This window comes from Clostridium neonatale (genome assembly GCF_001458595.1).
Lineage (GTDB): Bacteria > Bacillota > Clostridia > Clostridiales > Clostridiaceae > Clostridium > Clostridium neonatale.
The window spans coordinates 285,167-295,609 of sequence record NZ_LN890327.1 but is presented as its reverse complement, the minus strand read 5'-3'; the positions used below and the strand labels follow the sequence as shown (position 1 = coordinate 295,609).

16 protein-coding genes are annotated in these 10,443 nt (G+C 31.2%); all 16 read right to left on the bottom strand.

Features of this window, described 5'->3' with window-relative positions; all coding sequences use genetic code 11:
- Window positions 1-41 precede the first annotated feature (41 nt).
- Window positions 42-326: a phage tail assembly chaperone G gene (gene gpG, locus BN2920_RS04795; protein ID WP_058293886.1), complete on the bottom strand. Its 285-nt coding sequence runs from the start codon at window positions 324-326 to the stop codon at window positions 42-44.
- Between the two features lie 3 nt (window positions 327-329).
- Entirely contained in the window at window positions 330-917 is a 588-nt protein-coding gene (locus tag BN2920_RS04790) for a major tail protein (protein WP_058293885.1), read from the bottom strand.
- Window positions 918-920: 3 nt separating this feature from the next.
- Window positions 921-1,253, bottom strand: a complete 333-nt coding sequence (locus tag BN2920_RS04785; protein ID WP_058293884.1) for a hypothetical protein — start codon at window positions 1,251-1,253, stop codon at window positions 921-923.
- Complete coding sequence (locus BN2920_RS04780; RefSeq protein WP_058293883.1) at window positions 1,250-1,636, bottom strand: HK97-gp10 family putative phage morphogenesis protein; 387 nt, start codon at window positions 1,634-1,636, stop codon at window positions 1,250-1,252. The genes BN2920_RS04785 and BN2920_RS04780 overlap by 4 nt, the downstream gene beginning before the upstream one ends.
- Entirely contained in the window at window positions 1,629-1,955 is a 327-nt protein-coding gene (locus BN2920_RS04775) for a phage head closure protein (protein ID WP_058293882.1), read from the bottom strand. Before BN2920_RS04775 ends, BN2920_RS04780 begins: the two co-directional genes overlap by 8 nt.
- A 5-nt stretch (window positions 1,956-1,960) precedes the next feature.
- Window positions 1,961-2,236 (bottom strand): head-tail connector protein, encoded by a 276-nt coding sequence (locus tag BN2920_RS04770; RefSeq protein ID WP_058293881.1) that lies wholly within the window; start codon window positions 2,234-2,236, stop codon window positions 1,961-1,963.
- Between the two features lie 17 nt (window positions 2,237-2,253).
- Window positions 2,254-3,453 carry a phage major capsid protein gene (locus BN2920_RS04765; RefSeq protein WP_058293880.1) on the bottom strand — a complete coding sequence of 400 codons (1,200 nt, stop codon included), beginning with the start codon at window positions 3,451-3,453 and terminating at the stop codon, window positions 2,254-2,256.
- Window positions 3,454-3,470: 17 nt separating this feature from the next.
- A complete protein-coding gene (locus tag BN2920_RS04760; protein WP_058293879.1) occupies window positions 3,471-4,160 on the bottom strand; it encodes a head maturation protease, ClpP-related in 690 nt (229 codons plus the stop codon).
- Complete coding sequence (locus BN2920_RS04755; protein WP_374116943.1) at window positions 4,153-5,421, bottom strand: phage portal protein; 1,269 nt, start codon at window positions 5,419-5,421, stop codon at window positions 4,153-4,155. Before BN2920_RS04755 ends, BN2920_RS04760 begins: the two co-directional genes overlap by 8 nt.
- Window positions 5,422-5,525: 104 nt before the next feature.
- Window positions 5,526-5,942 (bottom strand): hypothetical protein, encoded by a 417-nt coding sequence (locus BN2920_RS04750; protein ID WP_058293878.1) that lies wholly within the window; start codon window positions 5,940-5,942, stop codon window positions 5,526-5,528.
- A 173-nt stretch (window positions 5,943-6,115) separates the two neighbouring features.
- Window positions 6,116-6,328: a helix-turn-helix transcriptional regulator gene (locus tag BN2920_RS04745; protein WP_058293877.1), complete on the bottom strand. Its 213-nt coding sequence runs from the start codon at window positions 6,326-6,328 to the stop codon at window positions 6,116-6,118.
- Window positions 6,329-6,330: 2 nt separating this feature from the next.
- Window positions 6,331-6,723 carry a hypothetical protein gene (locus BN2920_RS04740; RefSeq protein ID WP_058293876.1) on the bottom strand — a complete coding sequence of 131 codons (393 nt, stop codon included), beginning with the start codon at window positions 6,721-6,723 and terminating at the stop codon, window positions 6,331-6,333.
- 105 nt (window positions 6,724-6,828) lie between these two features.
- On the bottom strand, window positions 6,829-8,376 hold the full coding sequence (locus tag BN2920_RS04735) for a terminase large subunit (protein ID WP_058293875.1): 1,548 nt from the start codon (window positions 8,374-8,376) through the stop codon (window positions 6,829-6,831).
- 8 nt (window positions 8,377-8,384) lie between these two features.
- Window positions 8,385-8,852, bottom strand: coding sequence for a phage terminase small subunit P27 family (locus tag BN2920_RS04730; RefSeq protein ID WP_058293874.1), 468 nt, complete (start codon window positions 8,850-8,852; stop codon window positions 8,385-8,387).
- Between the two features lie 79 nt (window positions 8,853-8,931).
- On the bottom strand, window positions 8,932-9,381 hold the full coding sequence (locus BN2920_RS04725) for a gamma-glutamylcyclotransferase family protein (RefSeq protein WP_058293873.1): 450 nt from the start codon (window positions 9,379-9,381) through the stop codon (window positions 8,932-8,934).
- A 71-nt stretch (window positions 9,382-9,452) separates the two neighbouring features.
- Complete coding sequence (locus BN2920_RS04720; protein ID WP_058293872.1) at window positions 9,453-10,361, bottom strand: amidoligase family protein; 909 nt, start codon at window positions 10,359-10,361, stop codon at window positions 9,453-9,455.
- Between the last annotated feature and the right edge of the window lie 82 nt (window positions 10,362-10,443).

The following is a 10,443-nucleotide window of genomic DNA, read 5'->3' as shown; positions in this document are numbered from 1 at the left end:
AATAAAATCAAGCGGAGATAGCTTTTCTTCTGCTTCTCCGCTTAATTTTTTGGGAACTCATTTAATTTGTCTGTCATTGTTCCTACTATTCCATTTATACTACTATTCAGAGTTTCAATAAGTTTGTCTGCATCAAGCTCATCATAGAATTCATCTCTAGTAAACTGATTTCCATATAAATCAACAACAAAATCAATTAATTCATCTAAATCTTTTGTCTTTAAATTATTGAAATCTATTTTTTCATTTACTTCAACAGCTTTTCTAAGCATTCTTGTTTTTACTTTTGGCATTACATAAGTTCTATCATTTAAAACTATATCCATTAATTACCCCTCCTGACTTTCTTGAGTTACTGCCTTTTCATATACTTTGGTAAACCAAGTAGATCCACCTTTAAAACCACTATCTTCATCAGCAGTATACTTCCACCTTCCATCTGCTCTTGTTAAAAATGTTCCTTTAAGTTTTGGTGTTTGGAATTTTGTTTTATCTTCCTGAGTTGAATGTTCTTCTTCTGGCTCACTAAATTTTCCTTTAAGAAGCCATGCATATCTGTATTTACCATTTGCTTTCTTTACTTTAAATCCAAGTGCTACATAAGGTGCTATATCATTTGCTTCATAACACATTACTTTGGTTTCCGCATCTAAATTATGCCCTAAAAGTGCTGATTGAATCTCTAGTGGCAAATCCTGAGTTTCTATTTCTACTTCAACTTCTCCTAAACTTGATACTGTTTCTACAGCTCTATTATCAGCATATAAAGTATCTGAATTACTCTTTGGATTGATTTTTACATTTATAGCTGGTGAAATAAATGCTGGTATTTCATAATCTGGTGTGGTTTCATCATTTAATATTGCATATACTAAATTTTCTACTCCTACTGGTGCACTATTAACAACCCCTGACATATACTAATTCCTCCCCTCAATATTCATATTAAATCGCATTGTTTTATGATAAATTTTAGTATCTTCTTCAAATAAATCAGCCGCAGAACTTCTTATAAATCCTGCGGCTTTCATCTTATCTTCTATATCTTTTACTATTTGTGTATAATCTTTTTTACTCCATAAATCTACTTGGATATAGTATCCTGTTACCTTTTCTTCATTATCAGCATATTGTTCACCTTTCTCTAAATAATTAAAGAAGGTTATATATGTGTTTTCTTTGCCACTATATTTTTGAAATGAAACTGGAATTTTTAAAGGATTCAATGTATTAATAATTAAATTATTTATCACTTCAAGCCCTCCTTTAAAGTTTCAGCTATGGTTTTCTGTATATTATCCTTATTTTTCTCATAAGCTGGCTGCATAAAAGGTTTTGCTGACATTTTAGAAGTTCCAAATTCTAAAAACTTACCATAATATATTTTTGAATTATCACTTTTATCTATTCCGACAAGAACATACTTCATACCTTCCTTACTTTTAATACTACTTATTTTAAGATTTTTTCTAAGATTACCACTTCTATCATTAAAGGCATTACTTGATTTAGCATCATCTAAAACTGGCTGTGCTGCATTTTTTAGAGCTTTATTTTCTAATCTGCTTATATTATTCCCAATTTGCTGAAGCTTGTTTAATATTTCATCAACACCTTCAAGTTCAATATCAGCCACTATCTTCTACCTCCAATGCTTTTATTTCAATATATTTGTTTTCATATTTCACATTATCAATTGCTGTTATATCATATAAACTTTGATTAAATAAAATCCTCATAGATTCATCTATATCATTAATATATCTAATCATAAACTTTACTGTTTTTTCTGCATGAATTGCTGCTGCTTGATAATATTCTCTCCCAGATAAATTAGAAGCTGATGCCCACACTGTTTTGTATTCTTTCCATATTTCTTCTTCAAATCCATTTTTATTATTTGTTGTTACTAATATTTGAAATGTTATTCTATGTTTTAAATCTCCAATCATCATAATTATCACCAGCTATCTTTTCTATAAGAAAATAAAAGTCTTGTCATAGTTTCAATAACATTTTTCACATCAAAGTTTTCTCTTTGCTCATACATATTAACAACTGCATATAAAATAGATTGCCTTATACATTCTGGTATATTTTCAAATTCAGTTAATTCATATCTAATAATTCCTTGACATATATCTTCTGCTACTATTATAAAATTAGTGATGAGTGTATCTTCTTCACCACTATCAACTCTTAAAAATAACTTTGTTTCTTCAAGCGAAATAATCATACACTCACCTCTTAACTTTATGATAATTTCATCTGTAATACTTTTACAGCTTCACCCAATACTAACTTACCGTCAACTCTTTGAGTTGCTTTAAAGCCAATTTGACCTGTTGCTGCATATAATTCGTTTAACCTTTGAAATGATCTTCCTTGTCTATCTGCAACCCAATAATAACTGAAATCACCAAAAGCTATTGCTTTATTTCCTGCCCCTAAAGTAGGAACATATGATGAAGTTTTCACTGGCCTATTTAATATAGTATCTGGTGTACCTGCTGTTAATGATGGCTGCCAAATATATTGTCCATTTCCATCTTTAAGTTTTCTTATTGCTTTTACGGTTGCATCATTCATTGTAAAAACTGCATTTTTTCTATATGGTGAACTAAGAGAATAAAATAAATCCATAATCTCATCTAAAGTAATAGCTGTTGCACTTGCTGCTGTTACTCCAACTAAACCTCCACCAATTTCATTAAATATTCCTGTTGGCTTTCCAGTACCATCGCCAATAAAGAAAGCTTCTTCTTCCTTAGCTCCAATTCTTCTTGCAAATTCTTTAGCAATATAGCTTTCTAAATTAAAAACACTATCATTAAGTAATTCTTCTGAAACCTTAATCATAGTAGCTAACTTATATGCTCCTATTGAAACTTGACCAAATGAATCATCACTTTCAGGAATTGCTCCTTCTTCATCTACCCAAGATGCAGTACCTTTAGTTGCAACAACTGGTATTTTCTTATCTCCTGAAGATGTAGTAACCACATTTGCAAGCTGTCTAAATATATTTTGTTCTAACAAACTTTCAATTAATGTTTTTTCAAATTCGTCTGGTGCTAAATATCCTCCTTCACTATCTGTTCCAACTTGTAATGCATTTTGTAAATTCATATGATTTTTATTTCTCATTGAATTCCAGAAAGCTTTTTTATACTCATTTGTTGATCTGCCTGTTTTTTCTTCTCCTAAATTTGCATTTGGAATATTAGTTATAGGTGTTGATATTGGTTTTGAAAGTTCTAAATCTATTACTGCTTGGTGTTCAAGTCTCTCAATTTCTTTTCCTAGATCTACAACTTCACCTTCCATCTTTTCATAAGTCGCTGTATCTTCTCCGGATAATAATCCTCTTTCATTTCTCCTGCTATCTAAAAATGATTTTGTACTGTCCCATAACTTTGCTCTTTTTTCTCTAAGTTCTAATATTTTACTCATTTACATTCCTCCATTTATTATTTTATAAGATTTAATCTTTGTAATAATTGTTCATATGGTATTTCTTTTTCAGCTTTATCATGTGCTGAATTTGGTATTTTTCTCATTAATGCATTAGTTACTGTAACTTTATCAAATATAAATCCTTCATTAGTATCCTGAATATTTTCTTCATATAAAACTTTATCTGCAAATCCTAGTTCAACTGCTTTATTAGCGCTAAACCAGGTTTCTGCATCCATCATTTTTGATATTTTATTTCTAGCAAGTCTTGTTTTTTTTTCATATGCATTTACTATGCTTTCCTTAACTTCTGACAACATATCAATTCCACTTTTAAAATCAGATGCTTCACCAAATATAACTGTAGCTGGATTATGAATCATCATCATCGCAACTGGTGACATTAATATTTCTGAACCTGCCATAGCAATCACTGAAGCTGCACTAGCTGCTATCCCATCAATCTTTACTGTTACTTTTCCGTTATATTCTTTTAACATATTGTATATTTGGCTTGCTGCAAAAACATCACCGCCTGGAGAATTAATCCATACAATTACATCTCCATCTGAAGATGTAAGTTCGGATTTAAACTGCTTTGGTGTAATATCATCATCAAACCAGCTATCTTGTGCAATATATCCATCAAAATAAAGTGTTCTGCTTTCTTCATTCTTCACCCAGTTCCAAAACTTTTTACTCATTACTATTCTCCAATCTACTATTATTTTTATTTGCAAATGCTCCCGCATCTTGAAGCTTAGTCATATTTCCATTCACTAAATATAAATCGCCCCCAAGTTCTTCTGATATTTTATTGAGATTTTCAAGTTCTCTAATATCATTACTAGATAGCCATCCATTTTGTCTTCCTGTAGCATAACCATTCATCCTGCTTTGATAATCACCTCTGAGTAACCCATCTACATTAAACTTTATAAAATAGTCTTTCTTTTCACTTGGTAACAATAAAGCTTTTTTCATGGCTTGCTCCCATCTAATTACCCAAGGATCTAAAGTGTATTTAACAAATTCAAGACTTTGCTGCTCTATATTAGAAAAACTTGATTTTTCTAAATCTCCAACCATATGTGGAGGTATACGAAAAAGACGAGCAATTTCATTAATCTGAAATTTTCTCGTCTCTAAAAACTGTGCTTGTTCTGGCGGTATTCCTATACTTTGAAATTTCATACCTTCTTCAAGAACTGCAACTTTATGGGCATTTCCTGTGCCTTGATATACTGAATTCCAACTTTCTCTAACTCTTGCAGGATCTTTAACTACTCCTGGATGTTCTAATACACCACCTGGATTTGCCCCATTCGCAAAGAAACTAGCACCATATTCTTCACAAGCAATAGACATACCAACAGCATTTTTAGCCATTGCTATTGGTGAATATCCAACTAAACCATCAAATCCTAACCCTGGAATGTGAAGTACCTCATGATTTTGTAAATATACATCACCATAACCAGATATATTAGTATTTTCGTCTGTATATCTTGAATAAATATAATATATTTCTCCATTGCTTGCTCTATTAACAGTCATTTTATTTGGCAATAATGGATATAAACCTATAACATTTCCTCTTCCATCTCTAATAATCTGTGCATATGCATTTCCCCATAATAAAAGATGACTCATAAGTGTTTCTCTAAACACAAATGAAGTCATCTCTAAATTTGGTTCATCTGCAAGAAGATGATATATTGGATGCTCTATAGCTTTTTCTTTACCATTTTCAGTGTGTTTATAAGTGTGTAGCGGAAGTGAAGCTATAGTTTCTGCAAGTATTCTAACACATGCATAAACTGCAGTAGTTTGCATTGCTGTTCTTTCATTTACTGTCTTTCCGCTTGTTGTATTTCCAAAAAAGAAACTATATGTGCTTCCCCATAAACCATTTTTAGGACTTGCTCGAGATTGTTTTATTTTTGATATTATAGGTATTTTCATTTTGGCTACCTCCTAAAACAAACATAAAAGAAAGCATCTTAGTTGTAAGATGCTATAATATCGTAAGTAATTTTTATTTCATAAAATATACAATATATAAATTATTATCCATAATAACTTTTGTACTTTTTATCCTTAGAAAAATATTTATTTATTAAAAATTCGTATAATCTTTCAACTGGAGGTTGAATATCATAATCATAATCATCACTTGATAGTTGAATTATTGGTATTCCAGAATCAGTAACCCCCTCAAAATCCAGTGTCCATCCATCCAAATATGGATGTAACTCTTGTTGTCTCGATTTATATCTATATTCTTCAAAATTCTTTGCTATAATATACTGTTTCATAGATTCTATATCGTCATTTGTCAATTGTATTGTAATATAATCCAAATCTCTTCCTATAGCACTTTGAAATGTATAAGATAACTCTTTCATATTCAAATTGCAACGAATCAGAAAGTTCAATCCCCCACTCGCTTTTATTCCAAATCTCGTATAATATTCTTCATCCATAATTGTCCTCCTACAAAAATACAAATCTAATAAACACCTTATAACACTTGCTTAGATTCATCCTTTAACTCCCTACAAGATATCATTAATCTAAGCTTTTCGCATGCTACATTTTATATAAATACAATATACCTCTAATCCGCCTTTATAATATCTTATTTCTAGTGTAATTCTTATTCATCCTCATCTACAAATTCAAATACTTCTTCAACAGACTTACCAAATACTTTTGCAATATCCATAGCTAATTTTAAAGATGGGTTATATCGTTCATTTTCTAAATGAACGATTGTTTCTCTTCTTACTCCTACCAATTTTGCTAATTCATCTTGTTTTATATTCAACTGTCTACGCAGCTCATGAATTTTTGTCCTTAGTATTGCCATACTCAATCACCAACCTTTTCATAATATATAAATAATATATACTTTAAAAGATAAGCTACACCAGCCAATAAGAGCATCACTGCTTTAAAATCAATTAACATATTATTACTAATTGTAGATATTAATATACAAGTTGTCATACCTAAAACTAGAATTTCCAATACAATAGATCTTGCCTTTTCCATATTATGCTGTGATAATTCATCTTCACTTTCAGTTTTTACAAAATACGGAACAAAAGTAATGCATAAACTAATCAAAAAAACAACAGATAATATTAATTCCACTGTTCTATTTACTTTGATAAGTTGCATTATACCCGATGCAATCCAAACTACACCAATAACTCCATTTAATAATAATTGTTTTATTCTTAGACTCATTGTTTTATTCATAATATCGCTCCTTGTTATATATTTATAACTTTTGTTATAATTATATAACTCATTGCTAATTTTTACAAGTGAAATGTTATAAATATTTCACATCACACTGTACACCTATAGTATAAGTAGTCCCCTTTCATTATAAACACTTCCACAATCTCCTTGATTTCTAATTGCCCTATCCAAAGCCATTATCAAAGCAACAGCTCCATCAATCTTCTCGGTACTTTTTTCCTTATCAGGTTTAATATTTCCTGCTGGATCTGTCTTAACATAAATATTATCCATCATCCATCTAAGTACAGGATTACCTCCATGTAATATTTTCTTTTCAAGTGTAATTTTCATTAATTCTTTAGATGGAGGAGACATATCTTTATACCCTTGCCCAAATGGAACTACTGTAAAACCCATACCATCAAGATTTTGTACCATTTGTACTGCTCCCCATCTATCAAAAGCTATTTCTTTTATATTATATTTAGTTCCTAACTCTTCAATAAAAGTTTCAATAAATCCATAGTGGACAACATTTCCTTCAGTTGTTTTTATAAATCCTTGCTTCTCCCAAACATCATACGGAACGTGATCCCTTCTTACTCTAAGTTTTAAGTTATCTTCTGGTATCCAAAAGTAAGGTAAAACAATATACTTTTCTTCTGAATTTCGTGGTGGAAAAACCAAAACAAAAGCAGTAATATCTGTTGTACTTGAAAGGTCAAGTCCTCCATAACATTCTCTGCCTCTTAAAGAATCTATATCTATATTAAAATTACACTCATCCCATATATGCATTGGCATCCATCTAGTTGATTGTTTTACCCATTGGTTTAATCTAAGCTGCCTAAATATATTTTCTTCTGCTGGATTTTCTTTTGCACTATTATAAGCATTTCTAACTTTTTCAATATCTATTGTGTCTCCAAGAGATGGATTAGCTTTATACCAATTTTCTTCTAAACTCCAATCGTCATCATCATTTATTCCATAAATAACTGGATAAAAAGTTGGGTCTATTTTTCTACCCTCAATAATATCCAAAGCCTTTTGATGTTGTTCAAAGCATATTGAATTTCTATCTGTACCTGCTGTAGTTATTAAAAAGAATAATGGCTGTAACCTTGCATCTCCTGAACCTTTGGTCATAACATCAAATAAATCTCTGTTTGGCTGTGCATGAAGTTCATCAAAAACAACTGCATGAACATTAAGACCATGCTTTGTATAAGCTTCAGCAGATAAAACTTGATAAAAACTATTAGTAGGTTTATACACTAATCTTTTCATAGACATTACTGGTTTTATTCTTTTTTTAAGTGCAGGGCATTGTTCTACCATTTCAACAGCCACATCAAAAACTATAGATGCTTGCTGCCTATCTGATGCACATCCATAAACTTCAGCTCCCCATTCATTATCTCCACAAGCCATAAGAAGTGCTATAGCTGCTGCAAGCTCTGACTTTCCATTTTTCTTTGGTATTTCAACATATGCAGTATTGTATTGCCTATAACCATTTTCTTTAACTGTTCCATAGATATCTTTAATTATTTTATATTGCCATGGTAATAAATCAAAAGGAACTCCTCTCCACTGGCCCTTAGTGTGTTTTAAACAATTAATAAAGCTTACTGCTCTATTGGCTTTCCCTTCATCAAACATATTTAAACCTACCCCCTAAGCATCATTTCCATAGGATCTTCACCTTCATCTGCATTCTTATCTGCAACAATTCTGCTTCTTGAAGATGGTGTAAGTCCAAACTGTTCACAAAACTTAATCATTATCTTTAAATAAGTTTGAGCAATTGAAACCTGTGGCACCTGTTGCCAATAACCACTAGGTGTTTTTACTATTGTTCCATGCTTTGATATAAATTCTTCTGCTTCTTTCCATCTTGAATATGCTTCACAATATCCAGCAAATGCAGCCATATCAACTTGTGTTAAAACGCCAAGTTCCTCAAGTTGTTTAGACAGACGCCTCCATTCCTTTTTTGCCTCTGCATCAAGCCACGTTGGGCATTTAGGCGCTTTATTTCTTGGCTTAGGTTCAACTACATTAAGCTGTCTCTTTCCTGGATTTCCTTCCAATACCTTTAATGCTGTAGGTTTTGGTTTTCTCCCTCTCTGTGCCATAGGTTCCACCTCCTATCTTTAAAATTTACTATAAGAAAAGAGCCTATATTTATTTATAGACCCTCTATATAAATCTAAATTATTTTGTTTTTGATAAACATTCTGAATAAGCTATCTGTAATGGTTCTAAATCAATTTGATTATCTTCATATCCTTTTACTATAACATTAAAATAATATTCTGTTGGTATTGCAGCCATATCTTTATATCTATCCGCCATTATATAAGCCATAGCTTTTATCGATTGTTCATCTACTATAACTTCAACTTCTCTTTTAATATACAAACTCGGATATCCCTCATAAACATCAAGTGCATTTTCACATTCATCAGTTATATTCCATAAGACAATTGGTACACTTGTATCTTCACACTCTTCTATATTTGCAACCCCTTTATAAACTCCTCTAAATGTTAACTTGTAGTTTTCAAGTTTTCCTTTTCCTATAACTTTTGCATTTGGGCATCGATGACTCATTTGTTCTAAATTCATATTTGAGCCATAAGCACAATATATTTTTTCTTTCATAAAATAATTCACAGCTCCTTATTTTTTTCTAAAGTTTTCCACAAGAGACTTTTATCTCTTGTGGATATTTTTTAAGCTACACTGGGATTCCTCCATGCTGAGTTTCCATCTAATGATTTCATAAGATGCATTCTACAATTTTTAAATTCATCCCCTATAAGCCCTAGTCTTAAAAGCCAACATCTAAAAGTATACTTCTCATTATTGGTATAAGTTCTTCTTGGGCTTGCACTCTTTTGATTTAATGCTTGGTGGCTTATTGCCAAACATAAAACAATGTAGCTTCTTATTTTTCCTGCGTGTAATGTTCCATTAAAAAGCCTAAATTCAATAGTTCCTTTTGTGAATGTGCTATGTAAGTTAAGTCCATGATATCTGCTTGTATGGTAATGCCTATCTCTATTTTCAACTCCATAACCGCTGTACCAAATATCTTCAAGCTGCTCTAATGTTTTGGGCTTCTTCCTATTTATTGTTTCTATTAAATTCTCATTTACTTTTTTACACCACCTTACCCTTGATGGATCTATTTCTAAACTTTTATAAATCAAATCTTCCTTTGCTGCCATTAGATTAACCAAGTTTTTCAAAGTGTTTGGTGTATGGTTCTTTGCTCCTATATGAACGTGTATGCCACATTGAAACTCGCTATCACTTACAGCTCCTGCTTTTCTAAGTCTTCTTATTAATTCTTGTAAAGTTTCAATATCTTCATAATTTAAAATTGGTGTTACTAGCTCAACACTGTAATCTCTGCTTGTTATTGTTTTAAGTTTTCCATTTACATTTTTCATCGTCTTTATGCTTGCGTCATTCATGATCTTCCAGACTCTTTCGTCTGGTGTTATTATTCTGTAGGTATCATATCCATCGTATTCTCTTGCAACTCTTCCTTCTAAAAAGTTTGCTGTAACCTCTGCTGCTTTTTCTTTTGTTATTCCTGTCATTTCAATTTCTACACCTATTGTTTGGTTTTTCATTTTCCTTACCTCCTAAATGGTATTTTATACCCTTTTGTTAGTGTACATATTAGCTCTAACAGGTTCACTTATCCAGTTATAT

Bases quoted from the DNA above. Each gene is read 5' to 3' on its own strand.
- BN2920_RS04765 (WP_058293880.1), bottom strand. From the start codon at position 3,453: ATGAGTAAAATATTAGAACTTAGAGAAAAAAGAGCAAAGTTATGGGAC.
- BN2920_RS04725 (WP_058293873.1), bottom strand. From the start codon at position 9,381: ATGAAAGAAAAAATATATTGTGCTTATGGCTCAAATATGAATTTAGAA.
- BN2920_RS04760 (WP_058293879.1), bottom strand. From the start codon at position 4,160: ATGAGTAAAAAGTTTTGGAACTGGGTGAAGAATGAAGAAAGCAGAACA.
- BN2920_RS04770 (WP_058293881.1), bottom strand. From the start codon at position 2,236: ATGATTATTTCGCTTGAAGAAACAAAGTTATTTTTAAGAGTTGATAGT.
- BN2920_RS04740 (WP_058293876.1), bottom strand. From the start codon at position 6,723: ATGAATAAAACAATGAGTCTAAGAATAAAACAATTATTATTAAATGGA.
- BN2920_RS04745 (WP_058293877.1), bottom strand. From the start codon at position 6,328: ATGGCAATACTAAGGACAAAAATTCATGAGCTGCGTAGACAGTTGAAT.
- BN2920_RS04735 (WP_058293875.1), bottom strand. From the start codon at position 8,376: ATGTTTGATGAAGGGAAAGCCAATAGAGCAGTAAGCTTTATTAATTGT.
- BN2920_RS04750 (WP_058293878.1), bottom strand. From the start codon at position 5,942: ATGGATGAAGAATATTATACGAGATTTGGAATAAAAGCGAGTGGGGGA.
- BN2920_RS04775 (WP_058293882.1), bottom strand. From the start codon at position 1,955: ATGATGATTGGAGATTTAAAACATAGAATAACATTTCAAATATTAGTA.
- BN2920_RS04790 (WP_058293885.1), bottom strand. From the start codon at position 917: ATGTCAGGGGTTGTTAATAGTGCACCAGTAGGAGTAGAAAATTTAGTA.
- BN2920_RS04730 (WP_058293874.1), bottom strand. From the start codon at position 8,852: ATGGCACAGAGAGGGAGAAAACCAAAACCTACAGCATTAAAGGTATTG.
- BN2920_RS04755 (WP_374116943.1), bottom strand. From the start codon at position 5,421: ATGAAAATACCTATAATATCAAAAATAAAACAATCTCGAGCAAGTCCT.
- gpG (WP_058293886.1), bottom strand. From the start codon at position 326: ATGGATATAGTTTTAAATGATAGAACTTATGTAATGCCAAAAGTAAAA.
- BN2920_RS04720 (WP_058293872.1), bottom strand. From the start codon at position 10,361: ATGAAAAACCAAACAATAGGTGTAGAAATTGAAATGACAGGAATAACA.